A 25861-nucleotide genomic window follows, 5' to 3' on the forward strand; every position below is an offset into this window, starting at 1 on the left:
AACTATAATTTGAAGACTGCAACAGAGAAAGAGAGAGTTATATGGAGCATAAACATTCAATAATGGACTTAATTACTTCCTCTAGTGAGCGACACGATATACCGGTTGTTATTTTGGCTGGATTTCTAGGAAGCGGCAAGACAACGCTTCTACAGCAGTGGACGCAGCAATGCTTGCAGCAAGGTATGAAACCTGCGGTAATTATGAATGAAGCAGGTGATGTAAATCTGGACGGGCAGCTGCTGCCTGAGGATGTGAATATGGAGGAGTTACTTGGTGGCTGCATATGCTGCTCCATCCGAGGCGACTTTGGCATGAAGTTATTGGAACTTGTTCAGGAGCATCAGCCTGATGTTGTATACGTGGAATGTACAGGCATTGCGGAACCTATGGAGCTTGTAGATGCGTTAACGGATGTTTCTCTCTATGCGCCAGTTCAATTGACACATATTGTGACATTGGTAGATGCATTGCAAATGTCGCATTGGATAGATGAAACTGTTTCGGTTAACAAGCCGAGTCGTAAGATGATGCATTTGCTGCAAGAGCAGATTCGGGCTGCGAATTTGCTAATTGTGAACAAATGTGATCTTGTGCAGGAGCATGATATTCAGCGAGTAGAGCAGCAATTAAAACAATGGAACAAGGAAACGACGATTGTTTATGCAGAACAAGCACAAGTGAAGCATGAGTTGTGGCAGCGCAGCTTCGTGTTAAGTGATGAGTTGAGTAAACTTTCTGCTCAAGCAGAACAGACACCTACGATTCCTCCTACTTGTTCCTGCCAAATAGATAATGGACACGATGTTGGTTGTGAAGCACGTACGCATCATCACTCTTCACATGCGCATGTAACTGTCTGGACACGTGCACTGCCTACAGCTGTTGACAGCCATACTTTTGAGCTGTGGCTGAAGGGGCTGCCGCAGCATGTATACCGGGCTAAAGGAATTGTAACGTTTAGTGATACTACAAAGCGTTATATGTTTCAATTTGCGTACAGGCAGACGGAATTTATCCCTATTAGACCACAAGGCGATATTGACGATGTCATCGTCTTAATCGGTGAGCAAATGGATGCTGAGCAATTGTATGTGGAGCTTCAAGAGATGCTTCGAGCATAAACGGTAATAGAAAAGGGTGCTGTCTCGTCCAAGTTGACGGGAGCACCCTTTTTATAGTTAAGAGCCGAAATTGAAGTCTGGATAAACGTAAGGATCTTCTTTGGCAGGTATCGACCGCAGTGAATCGATCTTAAGCAGCATAACCTGATTATTTTCATGCTTTGCGATTGTAAGCACACCTTCTCCCTCAACCCACTCATCTGCTTTGACATTTTGTTTTGTATGGTTAATAGACAATATGCCGAATGGCGACGCATCAGCAGTACAGCATTGCATGGAAAAGCGGGCGATAGCAAATCTTCCTTTCTCCATTTCTTTGTCTTGATATACAAATCCAGGTATTCTAATACGCTTACCTGCGAATTGCTCTTTAAATAAATCCAACGTCAATATAATTTCCATATATTGTTCTTCTGTGACGACAATTACTTCTTTGTTGTATAGCTGTTTAGCTAAGTCGGCATATATTTGAGTAAATTCATCCGCTTCGAAAGTAGGAACTTTAGTACTAGTTGCAGGTAGTTGTTCTTGTTCCTTGCTAACGACTCCTGATGGTTCTATTGTATCCGATTGTTCCGTAGCTGCATTAGAAGAGGAACTAGAATCTGGGGGTAATGACTCAGCTGTTGGATTTGAAGGCGTTGTGTTATCCTTCGATGCCAGAAGAGATGAGGTTGGACCAGTAGTCCATTGCTTTAGCGAAGCAGAAGGTGCATATTGAATGCCTTTAAGAGCAGCTGCCTGGCTGGACAATGGCATTGGCGGCCAAACATAGGTCAAGATGAAGGGCAGCAACAGCGTAATTGCAGCAGAACAAGAGGACAATGAACTCGCAAATCCGCGTTTGTGCTTTATTTCTATTGCTGTGCAATTACAGGCAGATGGATCGCTACGTTTGTCTGGAACGAATGCCATATAAACTTGGAATATCCCAAGGATGTAACAAACAAGTGCTGAGCCTTTTACGAGCCATTCCATCCTCGGTGCTACATATAGAGGCATGAGTTGTTGTTTTGTAATGTATACGATCAAAAAGCTCCATCCAAGTAATAAACATGCACAAAACAGCTTCATTTTGCGCTCAGCTGTCCGTAAATTGCGATCCTCACTCAATCGTTGTCACTCCTTTGTATTCCTGTCCAAATTTTCCACGAGGTTATACATTGGTTAATAACATTTCAGTGCGCTACAAAACAACGGAGATAAATAAAGCTGCAAATAACGGTACAATGATGAGCAGCACTAACGCTAGCAATAAAATAAAACGTTTCCGAAATACGGTCATCATCATGAGCGTTGTTTTTAGATCCATCATGGGACCAAACACAAGAAAACTAAGTAAGGATGCTGGTGCAAGCATGCTCGTAAACGAAGCGGCGATAAAGGCGTCTGATGTGGAACAGAGTGATAGCAAATAAGCCAGGGTTATTAAACCAACATGTTCTAGGGCGGGATTCATCCATGGTGCATCAACAATTAAGTTGCGTGGAAATGAGGTCTGAAACAAAGCTGTGATACATGCGCCGAACGTTAAATAGACAGTTGTCTCCATCCACTCTTTACCCATATGCTCGGTTGCATGCCTTAATTTGATAGGGAGTGGTATGAAAGGTTGATTCCCAGAATGAGTGCTTGTCTCTCTATATGAATCTATTTGCAAGAGTAAGAAAGAATGACTGCGGCGTACGATCAACGACACGATCCATCCGATTGTTAGAACGACGAAAAAGGCTACAGCCATACGTCCGACTGCCATCCAGGGCGCACTTGGAAATGCAGTGGCTGTTGAAGCGTACACGATCGGATTAAGGATAGGAGCTGCGCACATATAGGTTACGGCTGCTGCGGGAGGAAGTCCTTTTTGCATGAATTTTCGTACGACAGGAATCATGCCACATTCACAGAGGGGCAGTAAAATACCGCCTAATGCTGCGAAAACAATTAATAATGGTCGTGGCCACTTAACAGCAATTTTACGAAAGAAGTCTGGGGCAATAAATACATGAACGAGCGATGACAGAATGATGCCCAATAAAAGAAACGGCATTGCTTCAAGTAAAATACTGACGAACACGGTTGTAAATGTGCGCCAAAGTTCGGTGTTTGCCGAGAGCGGCTGTACAGCCAGCACTCCAGCTAGAGCGAGCAATAGTAGAAATGGGAGTAATAGCGGTAGTTGCGGTAAGGTAGGAGAAGGATGGGCTGTAGGATCATCAGATCGTTTAGTAGATGATAGCAACCGGCGTGGCCTCCTTTTTGATATTAAAAGTAATAATTACGATTAAGAGTACCAGAAAAAGGGGCTGCGAACAACCCCTTACCAGTTCGTGCTTTGTAGTTATATTAACGTGTAGAGCAAGTGCTGTCGTTAGAGTCGTGATTGGCATGGATTCCTTTTGACTTTTGCTCTAAATATTCATATCCGTCTGCAACGAGGTCCAACTTGCCTGTTTTCGGGTCAATAATCATTCCATGTACAGGAATATCAGCAGGCAGCAATGGATGGTTGCGCAAAATGCTAACACTGTTCAGTACGCCCTCTTGCACATTGTCGAAGCCGCGCAGCCAGTGATGCAGCTTGATCCCGGAGTTTGTAAGTGTGTCCAGAACGAGGTCATCTACACCGCGCTGCTTGGCTTTTTCCACGATACGTTCCGAATTCAAGCCTGTCATACCGCACTCATAATGTCCAACTACGACGACTTCGTTTGCCTCTAGCTCATAAATCGCAACGAGCACACTGCGCACAACAGAGCCGAATGGCTGAGAAATGATAGCCCCTGCATTTTTAATAATTTTGACATCACCGTTGCGTAGGTTCATCGCTTTTGGCAATAGTTCAACTAAACGAGTATCCATACATGTGAAAATGACCATCTTCTTGTCTGGAAACTTGTCCGTCAAATATTGCTCATACTCATGTCGATTTACGAACTGCTCATTATACTCCAAAATACTGGTTAAGTTCGTAGCAGTCGCGTCTTGAGACTCGTGAAGTGGTTGTTGGTTTGTCAAATCAATTCCCCCTTTTATTCAGCGAAGACGTTTGTCCTCGCAGCGTACATGGTTCGAATAAGTCTGTCCTCTGCCATACAGGCGGAATGACTTGTCAGCTGTCAAATCCAGTGTTAAGTAATCTTCATAAAATACAGCATGCTGACGATGAATAAAAATCGGGCAAGGTGCATTAGAGCTAATAAGCTCATCAGAGGAGCTCAAATCTTCCTCTGTCATAATCCATAGGGCCGGCACTCCATTGACTGCACAACCACAGCCTTCGGTATCATAGGCGAGCTTGATCACTGCGTGTTCATCGACTCCGCGATTCATGATGGCTTGGAGCGCTGGTTCAGTAAATTGCAAATCCATAGCGACAACGCTCCTTTCCAAATATTTCAGCTATGTAAATTTGACTCCATCCAAAGATATCTACCATCTTACATAGATGAATAAATGATGTTGTTCTTGTCCTTTTGCTTGTTGATTATATATGGTGTAGGGCGTATCATCAAGAGGTAGCCTATTACAACAGGGAGTGGATGGAAATGACAACGCTATCAACAGTAGAACAGCAATTTTTGGATATCATTTCGAAGATGAAAGCATATAGTGAGGCTGTTTCACTCATGCAATGGGATTTACGCACAGGAGCGCCACGCAAAGGGGCAGAGCTTCGCTCTGAAGCAATTGGTAAGATTTCATCAGAAGTGTTCAAACTCTCTGTTTCGGAAGAGATGGGCGAGTGCTTGGATCAATTGGAATCGCAGTTTGATTCTCTTGATGCACCAATGAAGAAGATGGTGAAAGACGCTCGTAAAGAATACAACCGCAGCAAGCTGATCCCGCCAACGTTGTATGAAGAATATGTTGTCCTGACATCCAAAGCGGAAACAATCTGGGAAGAAGCGAAGGACAAAGGTGACTTTGAGCTGTTTAAGCCGTACTTGCAAAATATTATTAAAATGACGCAGCAGTTCATCGATTACTGGGGAGTTAAAGATACTCGCTATGATACGCTCCTTGATATGTACGAGCCGAATTTGACTACAGCTCAGCTGGACGGCATTTTTGGTCAGCTCAAAGATAAGCTGGTACCACTTGTACATGAAGTGCAGCAATCGACGAACAAACCAGATGCTAGCTTCCTGCAAGAGGCTTATAACATCGAAACACAGAAGGATTTCAGCTCGTATTTGCTTGGTGAGATTGGATATGATTTCGAAGCAGGCAGATTGGATGAGAGCGCGCATCCATTTATGATCGGACTAAACACACAAGATATTCGTATCACAACTAAATATTTGGAAAACGATGTGACGAGTGCGGTGTTCAGCTCTCTGCATGAAGGCGGTCACGCTTTGTATGAGCAGAATATCAGTCCTGAGCTTGCTCGCACTTCGCTTGCTACAGGTACCTCCATGGGTATCCATGAGTCTCAATCCCGTCTATGGGAAAATATCGTGGGTCGCAGTCGTGAGTTCTGGAAACGCTACTATGGTGAGTTGCAGCGCAGATATCCAGAGCAGTTAGGAAATGTTGATGTAGAACAGTTCTACTGTGCAATCAATCGTGTTGAACCATCATTGATTCGTATTGAAGCGGATGAGGTTACGTACAACTTACATATCATCATTCGTTATGAGCTTGAGAAAATGCTAATCAATGACAACTTGTCGGTTGAGGAGCTTCCTGAAGCTTGGAACAGCAAGTACGAGAGCTACTTGGGTATTCGTCCTTCTCATGATGGAGAAGGCGTGCTGCAAGATGTGCACTGGTCGTTCGGTGGATTGGGATACTTCCCATCTTACTCGCTGGGTAACATGTACGGCGCGCAAATGATGAATAAGCTGCGTCAAGAAATGCCGGATGTGGACGCGAAGATTGAAGCGGGTGATTTGCTGCCGATTAAAGACTGGTTCACAGAGCATGTGTATCAATATGGTTCCTTGCTAACGCCTGCTGAAATTATCGAGAAAATGACAGGCGAGTCATTGAATCCGCAATATCTTGTTGATTATTTGACAGCTAAAACGAAAGATATCTATAAGCTGTAATTGCAATACATTCGTTTCATTAGGTTACGAATGGACAGTTGCATCTCATTTCATCTAAATCAAAGCGCCATGACCATCACGGTCAAGGCGCTTTTTAATTATGTTGGTACTAGTAAATGTAATTAATTGGATGTTGCTTGTACAAACTCGTTCTGGTTGCTGCGAATATGTTGAGCTGCATGTCGGATTGCAGAAGCAACTGATTGTTGGAACTCAGCATAGAAATCATCAAAGGCTGTCATCAATGAGGAATCTTGCTCAAGATCTTTCATTGTCATGGTGAAGCTGTCTAGATGTCGAGGATATGCTTTAGTGGTAAGTAGGCTTTCGATGTTTGTGAGAATCCGCAATGTGTCCTTTGCATCGAAATATTCGATTCCTTGCTTCAGTGCAGTCCATTTGCGAGGCTGGGCATAGAAATAAGCGCTCCACCAATATAACTCCTCGCGTGATACAATTGCGTGATCAAAATAAACTCGAAACATAAACAAAGCTTGCTGTCCACTCGTTAGCTCTTCGTAAAATGCAGCTTCATCCCCATTGGCAACCCGTAATTCTTTGAAAGCTTCAATAAGGGGTTGGAAGCACGCTTGCACCAATTGATTATCATTCAGATCTAATAAGGCAGAATCATGATGATGCCATGTAATCAACAATATATAATCACTCCTTCACTCTACATTTTAGAAAATGATGGAAGAATGATCAAGATCATTATACATATAAAGCAGACTCCAACTTCCAATGCCTTTCAGCATAAAGGTAGAGTCTGCTCTTGTCACATGCCTAATTTGTTTCATCCATGTAGAAGAAGTTCGGACGAATGTTTGTATTGTCATAAGATTTATGGAAAATATGTGTCGTTGCCGGCGACACTGGAGGAATGAGCCATGTCCAGTCTCCCGTAACGTTTCGGCCCTGATCCTGCTCACGTTTCTCGAACTGAGCGAACTGCAATGCAGCCGTATGATGGTCTACAATACTGACGCCGTCTGTTTTGAAGGAGTGGAGTACCGCGGCATTAAGCTCCACGAGCGCTCTATCTTTCCACAGTGTAGCAAGTGAGGACATATCCAGACCCATGCGCTCTGCAATAACTGGCAGCATATTGTACCTGTCCGTATCGGCTAGATTGCGAGCACCAATTTCAGTTCCCATATACCAGCCATTGAAAGGCGCTGCTTCGTAAGAAATACCTCCGATTTCTAGCCGCATATTGGATACAATAGGAACGCCATACCATTGCAGTTCAAGATCAGCGAACCAATCGTATGATGGATGGCGTAGTTTCACTTGTTTAATCTCTTGCTCAGGAAACTCGAACCATTGTGGAGGTTCACCTGCCTGTTGAAGTACAATCGGCAAGAGGTCGAAGTGGCTCTGCTTGCCGACCCATCCGAGTAGCTCACATTGCTTCGTTAAGGCTACAGAGTGAGGATCACCGATAACGCCTGTATCTGTCTCATATCCCGCATAGCGGATAAGCTGATAATTTAAAATACGCATCGGAGCGGGCTCGCCAGGCACCTTAGGACGGAAGATAGTCACAGTTGGGCGAATACGCCCTTCATTTGTGGCAAAGCGGATATGTGTAAGCATAGCTTCGACATATTGTTCTGGTGTATCAAGATGACGGGCATCAAATACAGTCAAAGACTGCCAGAACAGCCTTCCGATACAGCGATTGCTGTTGCGCCAAGCTACCTTTGCGCCATATTCAATCTCTTCGGTTGTATGTGTGTACGTGCCTGTTTCATGCAGTTCTTTGATGATGCTGCTTAGTCGTTGATGTATAATGTCAGCTGCATGTCCTAACTCAGCGTAACTGCTGTTTACAAAAGACTGGGCTTCTTCCCATACGTATTGTAGTTCTGGACGCAGCTGGTTAGTTTGAATGATGCTCATGAAATCACTTCCTTGTGTACATATACATGGTTAGTCTATCTATCTTGGTCAAAGCGTATCACATAATCGAGGAAATGAGATGCGTCGTGTGTGAACAGGCTGTAACAAATCGCAGCATTTGACACGAGTTATGAATAATGCTAGGATACCCCTATAGGTATTTAGATATTTTTTTACACATAAATATACCCATGGGGGTATGGAAATTATTAAATTGTGCATTAGTGAGAGGGGATATAATTATGAATCAATCACAAAAGAATCAAGCACGTACGATCGTTATCGTTGGCGGAGTAGCTGGAGGAGCTTCAGCAGCTGCACGCTTGCGACGGTTGAATGAGAAAGACAATATTATTTTGTTGGAACGCGGTGAGCATATTTCTTTTGCCAACTGCGGGCTTCCTTATTATATAGGCGGTGCGATCCAGCAGCGCAGTAAGCTGCTCGTTCAGACTGTAAAAGGAATGTCCGAGCGCTTCCAGATGGACATTCGTAATTGGAGTGAAGCTGTGCGCATTGATCGTGATCGCAAAGTCTTGGAAATACGACGTGTACAAGATGGTACCGTTTATGAACAATCGTATGACATTCTTATTTTGTCACCAGGGGCTAAGCCGATTCGACCGGATATTCCAGGTATTGAGGATACTAAGGCATTATTTACACTAAGAAATATTCCAGACACGGATCGTATTAAAGCTTATGTGGATGAACAGCAACCGAAAAGAGCAGTCGTTATTGGCGGTGGCTTTATCGGTGTAGAGATGGCAGAGAACTTGCGTGAGCGTGGTTTGGAAGTAACGATGATTGAACGTGGCAATCAGGTGATGAATCCTATCGATGAGGAAATGGCTGTGATTGTACACCAGCATATGCGTGCACACGGTGTAGAACTGTTGCTGGGCGAAGGTGTCTCCGCATTTGAAAATGAAGGCAAGTCCGTTGTTTGCGAAAGTGGTCGACGTGTGGACACAGACATGATTGTATTAGCAATCGGTGTTCAGCCAGAAAATGAACTTGCTAAGGAAGCGGGCTTAGAGCTTGGACAACGTGGTGCTATTCGCGTGAATGAGCAGTTGCAGACAAGTGATCCGTCCATTTATGCACTTGGTGATGCGATTGAAGTCAAAGACCGTGTGAATGGGCAGCCGACTTATGTGCCGCTTGCTTGGGGGGCGAACCGCCAAGGGCGTCTTGTAGCTGATATTATTCAAGGCCGCCCAGCGCGATACGAGGGTGCTTATGGTTCTTCTATTGCAAAAGTATTTCAGCTTACAGTCGCTTCAACAGGCAACAATGAGAAGACGCTTAAACGTCTTTCCATTCCATATCGCGTCGTTCATACTCACCCTGTTTCGCATGCTGGCTACTATCCAGGCGCAGCGGCTATTTCATTGAAGCTCATTTTCTCGCCTGAAGATGGCCGTATACTAGGTGCTCAAGGTGTTGGGGCTGATGGTGTAGATAAACGTATTGACGTTTTGGCAACAGCGATTCGCGGTGGATTAACGGTATATGATCTTTCTGATCTAGAGTTGTGCTATGCGCCACCATATTCTTCTGCTAAAGACCCTGTTAATATGTTGGGTTATATCGCATCGAATATGATGGACGAGCTTGTGGATACCGTTCAATGGCATGAAGTGGATGATTTGATCGCATCGGGAGCACTTGTTATTGATGTGCGCGAGCCATTGGAAGTACAAGCAGGGAACATCCCGGGCTCCACGAATATTTCGCTGAATGATCTGCGTCAAGCTCATCACACGTTGCCAAAAGATCAGCCGATCTACGTATCGTGCCAAGTGGGCTTAAGAGGCTATATTGCGTCAAGAATGCTTGAGCAGTACGGTTTTAAGGTGTATAACGTTGATGGTGGATATAAGACTTATAGCTATATGCGAAAAGAAAAAGATGCTACCCAGTCGAACCAATCAGGATCGAATTCGGAAGGAGCTCATATGGCTGCAGCACCCAAACTCGATACAAAGGGTGAGAGCTCTCACCAAGTTGGGGCTGACTCCCCAACAGTAAATGTTTCTTCATCACAAGGAGAAGCTGCTTCTCCGTCTGGGCAAATGACTGCGCCTAAACAAGTGATCGATGCAAGGGGATTGCAATGCCCAGGCCCAATTGTACAGCTTTATCAGGCGGTAGAGCGAGCGGACGAGGGTGATATAATTGAAATTAAGGCAACTGATCCAGGATTCGCATCAGATGTGAAGCAATGGACGGAGAAGACAGGAAACACGATGCTGCATGCCGAGAATGTAAATCATGAACTTGTTGCATATGTACAAAAAGGGCAAAGTCCCAGGCCAGACTCAGCGGAAATAAATTCGACTAAGCTTGCACCTACTTCTAGTCAAATCGCTGAGAAAAATAATGCGACATTGGTCGTATTCAGCGGTGATTTGGATAAAGCGATTGCTAGCTTTATTATAGCTACTGGAGCAGCAGCGATGGGCAAGCAGGTGACGATGTTCTTTACGTTCTGGGGCTTAAATATGTTGAAACGGAAGCACGCCGCTCAAACGGATAAAGATATGTTTGGTAAAATGTTTGGTATGATGATGCCGAAAAGTGCGGACAGCCTTCCATTATCGAAAATGAATTTTGCTGGCATTGGGCCAAAAATGATTCAAAATGTGATGAAGCGCAACAACGTGGATGATTTGGAGACGATGATTCGTAATGCGCAACAGCTAGGAGTCAAGTTCGTAGCTTGTACGATGAGCATGGAATTGATGGGCATTGAGCATCAAGAGCTTATTGATGGTGTAGAACTGGGCGGAGTTGCTACCTATCTTGGGGATGCAGAAGATGCTGGACTGAATTTGTTTATCTGATTTATATAGCTTAGTGGCAGCAGGAGGTGTGTAAAATTGGAACATCAAGATGCGATACGCAATCGACTGAAGCGGGTGGAAGGTCAAATTCGAGGAGTTCTTAGTATGTTAGAGCGCGGTGAGGATTGCCGTGATGTTGTTACTCAGCTGTCAGCTGCACGCACAGCTGTAGACAGAACGATCGGACTCGTTATCGGTGCAAACTTGGCAAAGTGTGTGCAAGAGCAGCTTGAAGCTGGTGAGAACCCAGATGAAGTGATTCAAGAGGCGATTTCTATGTTAGTGAAGAGTCGCTAATCGCTAATATAACTAATAATGATATTTCTTGACGTGTTTGATAATGGAAAATAAATGTTAATGGTGAAGTCGTTCTGTTTGCGATATGCGAGCAGAGCGGCTTTTTGTTATGCGATGTGGCGAGACTACCTCGGAATTGAGAAATGTTATAGGCATTAACCATCACTTCTGCTGTTGCATAAGCTGTATGACTATATCAAGCAACTTACGAAGGAGGTTATGACAATGCGGCTGCGCTTTCGATTCTATGCATGTGCTTTGATTGTCATGTTAATGCTGCCTATCTTTGCTGCCGCTTGCGGCAATGACAGCGGTAAGCCAAAGGTCCGAGTAGGCGAAGTAGCTCGCACGATCTTTTACGCTCCGCAGTATGTCGCACTAGCTAAAGGTTTTTTTGCTGAACAAGGAATTGATGTGGAGCTGCAGACGACTGCCGGCGGAGACAAGACGATGACGGCGCTGCTGTCCGGGGGTATTGATATTGCTTTGGTAGGTTCGGAAACTTCTATATACGTATTTCAGCAGGGGGCAGATAATCCTGTTATCAACTTCGCTCAACTGACGCAGACAGATGGTACCTTTTTAATGGAGAGAGAGCATGACGGGACATTCGACTGGAATGATTTAAAAGGAAGTGAGTTTCTTGGTCAGCGTAAAGGCGGTATGCCGCAAATGGCTGGGGAGTTTACCCTGCGCAAGCATGGCATCGATCCTCAGAAGGACTTGAATTTAATTCAAAATATTGATTTTGCGAATATTGCTTCTGCGTATGCATCGGGTACAGGGCAATATGTTCAGTTGTTTGAACCTCAGGCTTCGATATTCGAACGAGAAGGGCGCGGTAAGGTTGTTGCCTCCTTCGGCGTGGAAAGCGGCCGTTTACCATATACGGCATATATGGCTAAAGGCAGTTATTTGGATGAAAAGGCTGATGTAGTGCAGAAATTCACGAACGCATTGCAGCAGGCTCAACGGTGGGTAGCTAATAACTCTGCAGAGAATATTGCTGATACGATTCTTCCTTATTTTAAAGATGCAGATCGTGCAATTGTTATCGATGCAGTTAAACGATATAAAGAGCAAGGCTCTTATGCTATAGATGGCGTGTTTGAGCAAGAGGAATGGAGCAACTTACATGATGTACTACGGACTGCTGGCGAATTGAAGCAGGATGTTCCACTTGAACACCTAGTTAATAACCGCTTCGCAGAGCAGGCGAAGCAAACAGTGAAATGAGACCATGTACGTTTAGTATGAGCCGAAAGGAGGCAGCTGCATGCACGCAATGGTAGAAATTCAAGATGTTTCGCATGTTTATGTTACAGGGCGAGGGGCTCAGCTTGCATTAGAAGATGTATCGTTAAACATATATCCTGGTGAATTTGTGAGCATTGTAGGCCCAAGTGGATGCGGGAAAACCAGCTTGTTGTCTTTGATTGCGGGGCTCGTATTTCCTACTAGAGGCAAAGTATTTGTAGATGGAGAAGTTGTCGTGGGCAGTTCCTCGCGAGTAGGCTACATGCTGCAGCAAGATTACTTGTTTCCATGGCGGACTATTTTGGACAATGCATGTATGGGTCTAGAACTAACGAATCAGCTGAATGAGGCTAGTCGATCACGCGTTGTGCGAATGCTTGAAGGGATGGGACTAGAGGGGACCGAACGACTTTATCCGCATCAATTGTCAGGGGGAATGCGTCAGCGTGTCGCGCTTATCCGGACGATGGCCACCGAACCAGAGCTGTTTCTGCTCGACGAACCATTCTCGGCGCTCGATTATCAGACGAAGCTGCAGCTTGAAGATTTAGTTGTAGACACGTTAAAGGCGCATGAGAAGACCGCAATTCTCGTGACGCATGACTTGTCCGAGGCGTTGGCTGTCAGCGATCGTGTATTTGTAATGAATCGCAATCCAGGCAGCATTCGGCGCGTATTTGATGTTCCGGAACCAATTCGCTCTGCAACACCATTTTTTGCCCGTGAGCAAGCAGGTTTCAATGATTGGTTCCACGAGCTGTGGAAGGAACTTGAAGCCTCTGATAATGAGACGGGAGGGATGTGAAAATGAGCAGGGAACGAGCGGAAACATCAGCTATCAACTATTCTCCGGAAGCAAAGGCATTGATGGCGGATACGTATACCAAATATCAAAAATCAGAACGCTCACATCGAACACGTGTCACGGTCACACAGTTTAGTTTGTTGGCAGCGATGCTCGTATGTTGGGAGCTGGCCGGCCGCTTTAAGTGGATTGACGTACTTCTTTTCAGTTATCCTTCCAAAGTAGGAGCGCAGCTGTGGAAAGATTTTGCGGACGGAAGTATATGGCCGCATTTATTGATGACAGTGGGAGAGACGTTAGTGGGCTTTGTGCTTGGTACGGTATTTGGTACTTTACTGGCAGTCGCGATTTGGTGGTCACGGTACTTAGCGAATGTACTTGATCCTTACATGGTCGTGTTTAATAGTATGCCTAAAGTTGCCTTAGGCCCGTTATTTATCGTTGGCTTCGGTCCTGGCTTCACAGCCATTGTCGTTACAACGTTGTCGATCACGGTGCTTATTACGACACTTGTTGTATATAATGCATTTCGCGAGGTTGATTCCAACTATGTGAAAGTTGTAAAGGTATTTGGCGGCAGCAAAAGTGTTGTATTTCGTAAAGTTATTTTCCCCGCAACGATTCCGTCCATTGTGTCTACATTAAAGGTGAACGTAGGTCTTGCTTGGGTCGGCGTCATCGTCGGCGAGTTTCTTGTATCCAAAGTAGGGCTTGGCTATTTAATCATATACGGGTTCCAAGTGTTTAACTTTACGCTGGTCCTTTCTTCTCTCGTGCTGATTGCGATTGTCGCCACGATTATGTATGAAGCCGTTTCCTATTTGGAGCGGAGACTTATTGGTAATGCAAACTATAAGTAAAAGTACGGCGTGGTAGATGGAGATTAGCATTGGTGAAATAGAACTTTGCTCATTGTGTACCAAATAATTTCTTCTTGTTCGGTTATAAGCGCTAAGGAACTGGGTAAATATCTGTATACCAATTTTCACTCACGATGTTTGGCATCGATAAGATGGCCAACTGTGAGGAGCTGCCGACGAGGAGGTTGTTAATGATGAGCACGACAAGCACGTCTTTCCAACTAAAAGCGGAACACAGAAAAATTGAGGGTGGTTCATCCTCGAAAAGGTTACGGAAACAAGGGCGATTGCCTGCTGTTGTATATGGGCAAGGAATTGAGAGTACATCCCTTAGTGTTGATGCTAGAGAGTTTATTAATTATGTTCGCTATAAGGGCTTAACCGATGTCATTCATTTAGCTGTAGATGGCAAAAAATCGATTCCTGTTATGATTAAAGATGTACAGCGGCAAGATGCCAACTGGCTGCATGTGGATTTGATTAAAATTGATAAGAATAAGCCGATTAAAGTTCGAGTACCGCTCGAATATATAGGGACTGCTCCAGGTACGAAAAGTGGCGGCATACTGGATATCCAAGAAACAAGTGTGGAAGTGGAGGGCTTGCCTGACCACATTCCAGCATCTATCGCCATAGACGTATCTTCTCTTGATATTAGCGAGAAGTTACTTGTCAAGGATGTGCCATGGCCTGAACATGTATCATTGCTCACGCAAGCAGATATTATTCTTGCTTCAGTTGTACTGCCAAGTACGTTGGAAGCGAATGATGAAGCTAGCAGCCAAGCTGTAGCTCAAGAAACGGAAGCAACTTCTTAGTTGATGTGATGATGCAAATTAACATACTTAGCATGGGCGTTCCTGAAAAGGAACGCTTTTGTTTTGTCCACTTTGTAAGTAGCGCTAGAGGAAATGAGAGCGAAATGTTTGTTTGGGGGTTTTTGTAAGCCATATAGATTCGTGCTTATACTTATCTAATATAAGTATGAAGGGAAGTGAAGGCAAAGGCTGTTAGATGCGGACAGGTTGCACGATTACATGGTATGATGATGAAAAGTAGTTACATACTAACGATAAACGATCCAAGCGATAGAGGGTGAACATCATGTTATTTGGATTCGTAGGCTTTCGTGTCATTAAGACAGCCATTGCAGCAATTCTAGCCATTATCGTAGCAGATCTGCTTGGATTGGATAACCATCTTGGTGCAGGGACGTTGTCTATACTCGCGGTAGAAGTTACTCGTAAAAAAAGTATCAGCTCAACCTCAGCCAGGTTTTTCGCTTCAATTGTCAGTCTTGCCGTTGCATCGTGCTTGTTCGTACTATTTGGCTTTCATTTGTGGGTGCTGGCGGCGTACATATTGTTAACGTTCCCACTAGTGGCGCGTTTGAATTTCAAGCAAGGTATCGTTACGAGTGCCGTAGTTGTATTTCATCTTTATGCGGAAGGTCAAGTAACGCTTGATATTCTTTGGAACGAAGTGTTGCTGCTTAGCTGCGGTCTAGGTGCGGCCACACTCGTAAATTTGGCTTACATGCCAAAAGAACATGAAAAGCTGTGGGAAATTCGCAAAGAAGTCGATGCTTGCTTCTCCGCTATTTTCTTGCAAATTAGCCGCAATTTAAGGGATGCCTCTTATGTATGGGATGGCAAAGAAATGATCGATACAGCTGCCAATATTGAGGGCGGTATCGCAACGGCCTCTAAGGCGCTGGAGAACCGGCTGCTGCCTTCTGAAGAGGAGAAGGTTGAAGAGAAGTGGCTGCTATATTTTTATATGCGTAAAACACAATTGGACTCTATTCAAAATTTGATGCAGCTGCTGTCGCAAATTTATCAGACGATGCCATACAACCAACTCGTGGCCAACTTATTTGAGCAATTGAGTGAAGATGTAAAGCATCCACTGTACACGGGAACGACGGAACGCTTGCTTAATGATCTTGAACCGCAATTTCGTGAACTTCCGCTACCTACGACACGTGAGGAGTTGGAGGTTCGAGCAGCCATTCTTCAAGTATTCCGTGAGCTCCGAGTATATTTGAAGGTGGCAAAGAAAGATAAGAAAGAGCTGACAATTGAAGGGTAACAGGCTGTTGAACGAAATGTATTTACAAAAGAAAGAAAAGCCGATCCTGATGGGTCGGCTTTTTATTGTTTATGCTGTTATGTGCTTTCTATTGGAGGTACTTCAACTGCATGTGACGAGCGAGAAAATCATATTATGTATAAGGAAATAGGGATTTCTACAATGGTTCTGCTGTGTGAATAGAACGGAACAAGAAGGCTGACAACGGCGATGGACAAGGAAAATAATTTTAGTGTGCGTCATTTTATCAACATTCGCCTATGTCCTGCATACACTTTAAAAGAATGATTGTATGGAGGAGGTCCATAGGATGGCAATTCGAGATAAGAACCACAGCCGTGAAATCATTACGAAAGCGATTTGCGGCAAAGGTCGCAAGTTCTCCGTCGTCACACATACGGTCACTCCGCCTCACAATCCGACCAGCATATTGGGGGCATGGATTATAAACCATCAATATGAGGCGGTGCGGGCGGGGGACGGGATTGAGGTAATAGGTACTTACGATATCAACATCTGGTATTCCTACAATAATAACTCACAAACCGATGTTGCTAAAGAGACGGTATCTTACGCTGATCTCGTATCGTTAGCTTATGTTGATCCGCATCACCGTGCAGCTACGGTAGAAGTATCAGCGGAAGCTACGCAAGAACCTAGCTGTGTGGAAGCGACGGTATCTTCAAATGGAACAAGTGTTATTATTCGAGTTGAGCGAGAGTTTCTTGTAGAAATGATCGCTGAAACGAAAGTTTGGGTCGTTGTAAATCCAAATGGCGCATCCGAGCTGGAAGACAAATATTTAGATTTTAACAGCACGAGTTCAAGTGACGACTATGAAGATTTAGAGCCATATTTGCCTGATGATGAAACATAAAGCTCGCCGCAGCCGTATGCGGCGGCTTCTTGTTTCCTGTACAACACACTATATGCATAGGCAGCATGTTCGACGAGGGCGGGAGCCCTCTTTTTTTCTAAATATGTAATGCATTAGCTGCTTATTTGAGGTGTTTAGTAAAAGGAGGTTCATTCGGTGGCGAAGACGACCACTTTTCGAACAAATTGGCTGCCGTGGGAGCTTAATCGATCTTCTAGCATTAACATCAAACGGCTCAACTCGTTGGAAGATCGTGCGCATCAGATGGAAATCCATTGGCTTATTGGAACAGCAGGGAACTATACGGATATTTCAAAACAATTGGATGCAGCTCATCCGCAGGGCAGAACGCTCGTGCTGAATCGCTATGCGCGTCCATGGCAAAGTGGAACGATGGTTAGAAGGATGCGGCAGTTTGCATTGCCGACTTCTTATGACGCGGTGTGGAATGAATCGTATCGCACCAAAGATTCTCAGTATGTCCGCACCGTAACTTTTTGGGTATACCAGTGCGAGGTTATAGCTGCAGCCCACTGCCACAGCATGCCGCAGGTGATTGGTATGCATCGGCCTATTGCCAAATGGTCTGATCCACCATATCGCAGGTTGGCACGGATGGCGGAGCGGGCTGCTTACGCACTTGGTTGGGATACGTGCTCGGTTACTATACAAAGTACAAGCGATGCAAATGTCATATCCATACAGAATGACACGAGTTCGAATCCGCGGAGCTATGCCTTGGATGAGCCGCAGGAAGGTGACTCCATTGTACGAGCAGCCCCAGTTACTCGGAGGGATCCGGAGTGGGTGTGGAGGACGTATGAGGAGCGAATCCACCAAGATGCGCTGTTATTAGGTGAAGAGCGCAGCAATGAACACCGGCAAGGATTAGACTTATCATTTGGTTTAGATGCAGAGTTTATTTTATATCATGCTGAACGCCGAAAAATTATACCAGCTTCTCGATTCTTTGATCTTGCTGGTGAAATTGGGTGTGATGCGGTACGGGTAAATGGAAAGGTGATGTATCCAATTATGGAACTACGTCCGCAGCCGGGTGATTATGCTGCTGCGTTAGTGCCTACAATCCGTAAATTGATGCGTGCTGCTTCCATATCAGTAAATAATGTGGATCGTGAGAATGGCTCAATGATCGCTTGTTTAGCAGGGTCGAAGCCTTTAAATCGCTTTCCCATCGGAGCTCATTTGCATGTGGCAGGCAAAATGTGCACCACTGAGCTTATTCGTGCGCTGGACACCTATTTAGCATTGCCTTGTTCTCTTCTTGAACAGAGGAGAGAGCGGAGCGAACATAGGCGAAGAGCAGGCTATGGAACACTAGGTGATGTTCGTCAACACCCTCATAATGGCGCAGGTGGCTTTGAATACCGAACATTATGGAACTTTCTAGTTGATCCGTCCTTAAGTGCGGAGCTGCTGAGTGCATTTGAGATCATCGTACGTCATTATTGGAAACTGCCAGGACGGGAAGCTGCCCGTGATCCTATTATCGCTGCTTATAACGAAGATTCGCGGCATGTCTATAAAGAGCTCGCCATTAATCGATTAACAGAGCTGAAAATGTTCGCAGAGGATAAGCAGCAATTATTATTATCTCAATTGATTCAACGATTGCGTGAAGAATGGACCTGGAAAGAACATACGGATGTCAGGATTGCTTGGATACATGCTTAGTCATAGAACGAAACGTTGAAAAGTACGGGGTGAGGTCCTGTGCTTTTTTTGTTATACTAGATAAGTTAAAGAGATTATTCAATAAATGCTATATGAGAAAAAGTAATTTAAGAATGGCAATGGGGGTTGACGATGGCCACATACACGCCAATGATTCAACAATATTTAAAAGTTAAGGAACAGGCGAAGGACGCCTTTTTATTTTTCCGTCTAGGAGATTTTTATGAGCTCTTCTTTGATGATGCATTGTTGGCATCAAGAGAGTTGGAGATAACATTGACTGGCCGTGGAGGAGGATCTGAGGAACGGATCCCGATGTGCGGCGTGCCTCATCACGCTGCTGAAAACTATATTCAGCGTTTGATCGAGAAAGGCTACAAAGTTGCAATATGCGAGCAAGTAGAGGATCCATCTGAGGCGAAGGGAGTTGTACGTCGCGAGATTGTTCGTATTGTGACCCCGGGTACGGTGATGGATGGCAAGACGATTGAAGAGAAGGCCAATCGTTATTTGCTGGCCGTTACGGAACTGGAAGGAAAGCATGCTTGGGCTGCGTGCGACTTGTCTACAGGCGAGCTTACGGTATCTTCTGCACCTATGGAAGGAAATTGGTTGCTCGATGAGGTAAACGTATATGTTCCTAGTGAAATGATAGGCGATGAGCATCTGCTGGAAACGGTAAAGCCGCTGACGATGACTTGGAATCGTCAAGTGTTGTTCACGGCATGGAAAGATACGAATGAAACATTGACACGTCAGCAGTTTGGAGAAGCTGCGTGGACTCGTTTGGACAAAGAACGGCAGAAGGTTGTCAGTTTGCTGATGTCGTATTTGCATGAGACACAAAAGCGTTCTTTGAGTCAGTTTACAACAATTCAAGAACTGGAGCCTGATCAATATCTCGTTCTAGATCCATTTACTCGACGCAACCTGGAATTAACCGAGACGGTGCGAGAAAGAGCGAAGAAAGGGTCATTGCTATGGCTCCTAGATCATACAGAAACGTCCATGGGCGGTCGTATGCTTCGTCGCTGGATTGATAAACCGCTGCTGAATCGAAAATCGATCGATCAACGTCTTGAGGCTGTGGAGTCGCTATACAATGATTTTATTGCACGTGAAGAGCTACGGGAGCAATTGTCGTCCGTTTATGATTTGGAGCGTCTCGTAGGACGTATTGCGTTTGGTACGGCGAATGGCAGAGATTTAACGGCATTAAAGGTTTCATTGGAGCGAGTGCCTTCTCTGATGGAGCGTTGTATGGCGACGTCTTCCAACACACTGCAGCAGTTAGCGCAATCGATGGATCCTTGTGCGGATATTAAGGAATGGATTGAGAATGCGATTAAAGACGAGCCGCCGATCTCCGTTCGTGAAGGTAACCTTATTAAAGATGGTTATCACGATTATTTGGACAAGCTCCGTGAAGCAAGTGTTAACGGCAAGCGTTGGATTGCTGAATTGGAACGCAAAGAGCGTGAAGTGACAGGGGTTAAGTCACTCAAAGTGGGCTTTAATAAGGTGTTTGGCTACTTTATTGAGGTGACCAAGTCCAATCTATCCTCTTTGCCAGATGGGCGATATGAGCGCAAGCAGACGTTGGCTAATGCTGAAAGATTCGTGACTCCAGAGCTCAAGGAGCGGGAAGCGCTCATACTTGAGGCGGAGGATAAAATGGTTGGTTTAGAATATGAGCTATTTAGCGAGCTCCGCCAGCGAATCAATAGTCATGTTCGCAGATTGCAGCATTTGGCTGAGGCGATTGCCCAACTTGATGTGTATCAATCGCTAGCGGCGGTTAGTGCGAAGCAGCGATTTGTGAAGCCGCAAGTTCATGAGGGCTACCATCTTGATGTGAAGAATGGCCGCCATCCAGTCGTTGAGGCAGTTATGCAGCAAGGCAGCTTTATGGCGAATGATGCGCAACTGAGTGATGAAACAGCTTCGATGCTGCTTATTACCGGACCAAACATGGCAGGTAAGAGTACGTATATGCGTCAAGTGGCTTTGCTGCATGTGATGGCCCAGATTGGATGCTTCGTGCCTGCGGAGCATGCGGTGATTCCGCTGGTTGACCGTATTTTTACCCGTATTGGCGCAGCAGATGATTTGATCGGCGGTCAAAGTACGTTCATGGTTGAAATGATGGACATTCAAGTGATGACTGCGAAGGCAACGAAGCGCAGTCTTGTTATTATAGATGAGCTTGGGCGTGGCACTTCAACAAGTGAAGGGATGTCCATCGCGCAAGCGGTTATTGAATATGTTCATCATCATATTGGATGCAAGGCGCTCGTATCGACACATTTCCATGAGCTCGCACATCTTGCAGACCATTTGGACAAGCTGCACAATGTATCGATGGCTGTGCAAGAGAGCGGCAATGATGTCACATTTTTGCGCAAGTTGGTAGATGGAGCTGCGAGCACAAGTTACGGTATTTATTGTGCCAAATTGGCAGGGTTGCCTGAATCCATTATTGATCGGGCATATGATTTACTAACGGATTATGAGTCTGAAGTGCCAAATCAGGCTCACTTTGTTAAGGCAGAGCATTCTGTGCTTGAGCGTGATGAACAAACGGATAGGCAAGGCCAGCAGGAGCAGCAGGTTCCTGTTCAGCATGAAGTAGTGGCTATCGAGCAGCTTGATTTGTTTGGCGAAAGAAGCGAGGCTGTGCATGCTGCACCATCTAAGGGAGTTTCGGTTTCGGTTGCAGCAGCAGCGAAGAATGAAGCCCAAAGTATTCACGAGTCAGCTGTTTCGTATGAAAGAGAAGCGGCGGCTTCCGCAGAGGCTGCTGCTTCGGTGGGCAACAATGAATATCGTCAGCTGATCGAAAAGTTGAGTGAAATAGATGTGCTGGAGTTGACTCCGCTTGAAGCGATGAATCAGCTGCATGCGCTTATGCGCGAGGCACGTCAGGCGATGAAGCGTTAGCAAATAGAGACGGATGCATGTTGTGCATTTTATGTTGATACCATGCTTCATATGTATATTAATAGTGAAGATAACAGACTGCGGGGAGGGAACAAATATGGGTATTATCCAAGTGATGGACGAGCAGTTGGCAAACCAAATCGCAGCTGGGGAAGTTGTTGAGCGACCGGCATCCGTTGTCAAAGAGCTTGTTGAAAATGCAATTGATGCTGGTGCAAGACATATTGATGTAAGCGTCGAGGAAGGCGGACTTCAGCTTATTCAAGTAAAGGATAACGGCTCAGGTATTCAAGCGGAAGACGTGGAGACGGCGTTTGAGCGCCATGCAACCAGTAAAATCCGTACGAATCGGGATCTGTTTGCCATCCGCAGTCTTGGTTTCCGTGGAGAAGCACTGCCGAGTATCGCGGCGGTGTCCAAGGTGGAAGTGATTACGTCCTCTGAAACGACGGGCTTGGGTCGTCGTTTCGTGATTGAGGGCGGCCAGCGCATTGTAAATGAGGATATGCAATCGATGCAAGGAACAGTGTTTACGATTCGAGAGCTGTTCTATAATACACCTGCACGATTGAAATATATGAAATCGATTCAGACTGAACTTGGCCATATTTCTGATTATTTGTATAGAATGGCGCTGGCATATCCAAATATCGGATTTACATTGAAGCATAATGGGAATTCGTTATTACAGACTGTAGGGAACGGCGACTTGCTGCAAGTAATTGCTGCGATATATGGGGTGCATACCGCGAAACAAATGGTTCGTATTGAAGCCGAACATTTGGATTATCGTCTAGAGGGCTATGTAGGGAAGCCTGAGCTTACTAGATCGAATCGCAATGCGATGTCTTGGTTTGTTAATGGTCGTTATGTACGTAGTTTTCCATTAAATCAGGCTGTTCTTCGAGCTTATCATACCTTGCTGCCCATTAATCGATATCCGTTACTTGTGATGCAGGTGACGATGCATCCTACATTGGTTGATGTCAATGTTCACCCTTCGAAAATGGAAGTTCGCTTCAGTAAGGAAGCAGAGCTTGTCCAGTTCGTTGAACAAGAGATTCATAATCAGCTGCTTGGGCAGCCTTTGATACCGTTGGCAGCACCTCCAAAGGCAAAAGTTCGCACCATGGTTGAGCAAGTTAGCTTAGATTGGACGGCTTCAAATGTAAACGGCAATGAGCCGCAAATAGGCAGGGGAGCTTTGTCAGCTCCACCAGAGCCAATGGTGAAAACGCATGTGCAAGCGAGCGAGCAACTACCATCATTTGATACTCAATCAAGGCGTGAACCTGCTGAAGCTGAAACATTACCACATACTTTGAGAGCTGAAGTGAATTTGAAACATTCGGCACTGAAAGATAGGGGAAATGATACGGGCAGTGTGGATGACAAAGCTTCTGAACGGCTACATGCAAACAAGTCCAATAAGTCCCATTATGATGAGCAGCGTCCGCGATCAACAGCGAATGATTCGCCTATACCGTCTCCGCCTGAAACGTGGCGAGAGTCACGGGGGAGTTCTGAGTATAATCGAAACACTGCTCGTGCTTCGAATAAGCAGTCTAATAGGAATGGAACATCGCTAGGCTCGAAAGAGGCTTATCGTACACCGACTGCTAGTTGGAATCAGGCTGTCTCACAGCTGCCAGCTGATGAGGTGACTTTGCCGGCATTCCCAGCACTTCAATATGTAGGCCAAGTACACGGCACATATTTATTATGCAGTAATGAAGAGGGCTTATATATTATTGATCAGCATGCTGCTCATGAACGTGTGAATTATGAACGCTTCCGCGAAAAATTCGCGAAACCGGCAGATGCATCACAAGAGCTGTTAATCCCGTTGACGATTGAGTTTACGCCGAATGAGGCCAAACGGATTCTCGAAAAAATGCCCTTGCTAGAACAAGTCGGAATAGGCCTTGAGCCCTTTGGTCAACAAACATTTTTAGTGCGTTCGCACCCTTACTGGTTCCCGCAAGGGGAAGAGGAAGCTATTATTCAAGAAATGATCGACTGGGTACTTGAAGAGAAAGCGATTGACATTGGTAAAATTCGTGAAGCTGCGGCTATTATGTGTTCTTGTAAAGCCTCGATTAAGGCAAATCAGCGTATTACAGAGCTTGAAGTAAATGCTTTATTAGCTCAACTTGGTGCATGTATACAGCCGTATACATGTCCACACGGACGACCAATAATTATTAAATTTACAACTACGGATTTGGAAAAAATGTTCAAGCGAATTATGTAATAGCGTTGAAGTTAGGTTCTTCAAACAGCATGATCATTTGTGTTTATGTTTCAAAACCGTTTATAATGAGGAGGAACCTATGATTATTACGACAGGGGATATGACTTCGGATGCCTTGGTAGAACGGGCAAAGCAGTTGGCGAAGCATATTGAAGTCCCATTTGTCGAACGCAGAAAACAGTCTTTGCCTCGCATGATGAAGAGGCTTGGCGATGATCAATTCATTGTCCTTACCGATGATGAAGTGCGTTTCACACAGGTTGGCAAAACAGATTTATTCTATCATCCGAGCATGGCCTATTTGCGAATTAAGCGGCATCTTAGTGGGATAGAAGATGTCATGATTCGAGCGGCGAAGGTACAAGCAGGTGACACAATCCTTGACTGTACCGCTGGGCTAGGCTCAGACGCGCTTGTATTTGCGGTCGCAGCAGGAGCTTCGGGCCGGGTAATCGCTTGTGAGAGTGAGTTGGCCATGTATGCACTTGTACGAGAGGGTTTGCAAACTTATACGACGGAAATGGAAGTAGTCAACGAAGCGATGCGTCGTATTGAAATGATTCATAGTAATCACTTGGACTTGCTCAAGTCCCTTCCAGAGCGTTCAGTGGACGTCGTATATTTTGATCCGATGTTCCGGAAGCCTGTTCGTACTTCGGCAGCTATTGATCCGCTGCGAAATGTAGCGAATCATGAGGCTCTTCACGAGGAAGTTATCGAAGAGGCGAAACGAGTAGCGCGCCGCTCTATTGTCTTGAAAGAGTTGAAATATAGCGGTGAATTCAAGAGACTCGGATTCGAAGAAACGGTACAAACCGGCTCTAAACTGGCGTATGGAGTGATTGCAATTGACAACGACAAGTAATACTCGAACACCTCTTCTTGTATTAGTCGGACCAACAGCTGTAGGTAAGACCCGATTGAGCTTGGATATCGCCAAGAAGTTTGATGCAGAGATTATATCTGGAGACAGTATGCAGGTATATCGAGGGATGGACATCGGAACAGCGAAGCTGGCAGTGAATGATCGTGAAGGAATCCCGCATCATATGATGGATATTCACAATCCGGATGAGTCCTTCTCTGTTGCTGAATTCCAAACGCGATGCACTTCTTTAATCGAAGATATTTCATCACGAAATAAGCTTCCGTTTATCGTTGGCGGAACTGGACTGTATGTCGAATCTGTCGCGTATGGTTTTGAATTTTCGGAGAGTGGCGGAGATGAGTCTTTTCGGACGGAAATGGCAGCGTACGCCGAACAGTTTGGCGCACAGGCACTGCATGACCGTTTAGCAGCAATTGATCCATCTTCTTCTGCGCGTCTGCACCCAAACGATACGCGAAGAGTGATAAGAGCTTTGGAAGTATTTCACATGACTGGGCGCACAATGTCCGAGCAATTGGAGGGGCAGCAACGTGTTTCTCCCTATGAATTATGTATAATAGGTTTGACAATGGATAGGGCACTGCTATATAAACGTATAGAGGCACGTGTTGATGAAATGCTGGAACAAGGACTTGTCCAGGAAGTAGAAAGTCTGCTGCAAGCAGGCTATGAGCGTTCACTTGTTGCTATGCAAGGTTTAGGCTACAAAGAAATAGCTTCGTATTTAGCTGGTGAACGGTCCTACGAATCGGCAGTGGAATTGTTGAAGAGAGACACGCGCCACTTTGCTAAACGCCAATTGTCATGGTTCCGCCGAATGAAAGATATTCATTGGGTAGATGTGACAGATGGAAATCAAGCAGAAGAACATTTCTTAGAAATTTGCAGTTTGTTAGCAGGAAAGTTTCGATAACAGGTTGAATATATTTCAACACAATCAATCTCATGATATGGGGGTACGGAC

General features: G+C 45.1%; 21 protein-coding genes. 15 read left to right on the forward strand and 6 right to left on the reverse strand.

The features are described 5' to 3' along the window. The first annotated feature begins 41 nt into the window (after positions 1-41). Positions 42-1124, forward strand: coding sequence for a CobW family GTP-binding protein (locus FPZ44_RS07860; RefSeq protein ID WP_186785954.1), 1083 nt, complete (start codon positions 42-44; stop codon positions 1122-1124). Between the two features lie 57 nt (positions 1125-1181). Here FPZ44_RS07860 and FPZ44_RS07865 read toward each other — a convergent pair whose 3' ends face one another. The 4 genes from FPZ44_RS07865 to FPZ44_RS07880 form a co-directional block, all read right to left on the reverse strand. Next, the gene (locus FPZ44_RS07865; RefSeq protein WP_144989018.1) at positions 1182-2237 is read right to left on the reverse strand and encodes a TIGR03943 family putative permease subunit; all 1056 of its coding nucleotides are present in this window, start codon (positions 2235-2237) and stop codon (positions 1182-1184) included. Positions 2238-2310: 73 nt separating this feature from the next. Continuing rightward, positions 2311-3363: a permease gene (locus FPZ44_RS07870; protein WP_144989020.1), complete on the reverse strand. Its 1053-nt coding sequence runs from the start codon at positions 3361-3363 to the stop codon at positions 2311-2313. 104 nt (positions 3364-3467) lie between these two features. Further along, positions 3468-4139 carry a beta-class carbonic anhydrase gene (locus tag FPZ44_RS07875; protein ID WP_144989022.1) on the reverse strand — a complete coding sequence of 224 codons (672 nt, stop codon included), beginning with the start codon at positions 4137-4139 and terminating at the stop codon, positions 3468-3470. Positions 4140-4157: 18 nt separating this feature from the next. Further along, positions 4158-4493: an iron-sulfur cluster biosynthesis family protein gene (locus FPZ44_RS07880; RefSeq protein WP_144989023.1), complete on the reverse strand. Its 336-nt coding sequence runs from the start codon at positions 4491-4493 to the stop codon at positions 4158-4160. 170 nt (positions 4494-4663) lie between these two features. Between FPZ44_RS07880 and FPZ44_RS07885 the strand changes: the two genes are divergently transcribed. Beyond that, positions 4664-6178 carry a carboxypeptidase M32 gene (locus FPZ44_RS07885; RefSeq protein WP_186785955.1) on the forward strand — a complete coding sequence of 505 codons (1515 nt, stop codon included), beginning with the start codon at positions 4664-4666 and terminating at the stop codon, positions 6176-6178. A gap of 122 nt (positions 6179-6300) precedes the next feature. Here the strand turns inward: FPZ44_RS07885 and FPZ44_RS07890 are convergent, their stop codons facing one another. Together FPZ44_RS07890 and FPZ44_RS07895 are read right to left on the reverse strand one after the other, a co-directional pair. Then, positions 6301-6834, reverse strand: a complete 534-nt coding sequence (locus FPZ44_RS07890) for a hypothetical protein (protein ID WP_144989027.1) — start codon at positions 6832-6834, stop codon at positions 6301-6303. 130 nt (positions 6835-6964) lie between these two features. Then, complete coding sequence (locus tag FPZ44_RS07895) at positions 6965-8083, reverse strand: nitric oxide synthase oxygenase (RefSeq protein ID WP_144989029.1); 1119 nt, start codon at positions 8081-8083, stop codon at positions 6965-6967. A 242-nt stretch (positions 8084-8325) separates the two neighbouring features. Between FPZ44_RS07895 and FPZ44_RS07900 the strand changes: the two genes are divergently transcribed. From FPZ44_RS07900 to miaA, 13 genes are all read left to right on the forward strand, one after another. After that, positions 8326-10932, forward strand: coding sequence for a CoA-disulfide reductase (locus FPZ44_RS07900; protein WP_144989031.1), 2607 nt, complete (start codon positions 8326-8328; stop codon positions 10930-10932). Between the two features lie 36 nt (positions 10933-10968). Beyond that, the gene (locus FPZ44_RS07905) at positions 10969-11229 is read left to right on the forward strand and encodes a metal-sensitive transcriptional regulator (protein ID WP_144989033.1); all 261 of its coding nucleotides are present in this window, start codon (positions 10969-10971) and stop codon (positions 11227-11229) included. Between the two features lie 225 nt (positions 11230-11454). Continuing rightward, entirely contained in the window at positions 11455-12465 is a 1011-nt protein-coding gene (locus FPZ44_RS07910; protein ID WP_144989035.1) for an ABC transporter substrate-binding protein, read from the forward strand. Positions 12466-12505: 40 nt separating this feature from the next. Beyond that, positions 12506-13291: an ABC transporter ATP-binding protein gene (locus FPZ44_RS07915; protein ID WP_144989036.1), complete on the forward strand. Its 786-nt coding sequence runs from the start codon at positions 12506-12508 to the stop codon at positions 13289-13291. Positions 13292-13353: 62 nt separating this feature from the next. Beyond that, positions 13354-14151 (forward strand): ABC transporter permease, encoded by a 798-nt coding sequence (locus FPZ44_RS07920; RefSeq protein WP_418789170.1) that lies wholly within the window; start codon positions 13354-13356, stop codon positions 14149-14151. A gap of 191 nt (positions 14152-14342) precedes the next feature. Next, on the forward strand, positions 14343-14969 hold the full coding sequence (locus tag FPZ44_RS07925; protein WP_186785956.1) for a 50S ribosomal protein L25: 627 nt from the start codon (positions 14343-14345) through the stop codon (positions 14967-14969). 286 nt (positions 14970-15255) lie between these two features. Next, a complete protein-coding gene (locus FPZ44_RS07930) occupies positions 15256-16242 on the forward strand; it encodes an aromatic acid exporter family protein (protein ID WP_144989042.1) in 987 nt (328 codons plus the stop codon). A gap of 310 nt (positions 16243-16552) precedes the next feature. Then, a complete protein-coding gene (locus FPZ44_RS07935; protein WP_144989044.1) occupies positions 16553-17119 on the forward strand; it encodes an outer spore coat protein CotE in 567 nt (188 codons plus the stop codon). A gap of 156 nt (positions 17120-17275) precedes the next feature. Next, positions 17276-18814 carry a putative amidoligase domain-containing protein gene (locus tag FPZ44_RS07940; protein ID WP_144989046.1) on the forward strand — a complete coding sequence of 513 codons (1539 nt, stop codon included), beginning with the start codon at positions 17276-17278 and terminating at the stop codon, positions 18812-18814. Between the two features lie 132 nt (positions 18815-18946). Next, positions 18947-21754, forward strand: a complete 2808-nt coding sequence (gene mutS / locus FPZ44_RS07945; RefSeq protein ID WP_144989048.1) for a DNA mismatch repair protein MutS — start codon at positions 18947-18949, stop codon at positions 21752-21754. 97 nt (positions 21755-21851) lie between these two features. Further along, entirely contained in the window at positions 21852-24008 is a 2157-nt protein-coding gene (gene mutL, locus FPZ44_RS07950; protein WP_144989050.1) for a DNA mismatch repair endonuclease MutL, read from the forward strand. A 79-nt stretch (positions 24009-24087) separates the two neighbouring features. Then, positions 24088-24873 carry a class I SAM-dependent methyltransferase gene (locus FPZ44_RS07955; RefSeq protein WP_144989052.1) on the forward strand — a complete coding sequence of 262 codons (786 nt, stop codon included), beginning with the start codon at positions 24088-24090 and terminating at the stop codon, positions 24871-24873. Beyond that, positions 24857-25810: a tRNA (adenosine(37)-N6)-dimethylallyltransferase MiaA gene (gene miaA, locus FPZ44_RS07960; protein WP_144989054.1), complete on the forward strand. Its 954-nt coding sequence runs from the start codon at positions 24857-24859 to the stop codon at positions 25808-25810. The genes FPZ44_RS07955 and miaA overlap by 17 nt, the downstream gene beginning before the upstream one ends. The last annotated feature ends 51 nt before the right edge of the window (positions 25811-25861 follow it).

The organism is Paenibacillus agilis, from assembly GCF_007786455.1.
Taxonomy (GTDB): Bacteria; Bacillota; Bacilli; order Paenibacillales; family Paenibacillaceae; genus Paenibacillus_B; species Paenibacillus_B agilis.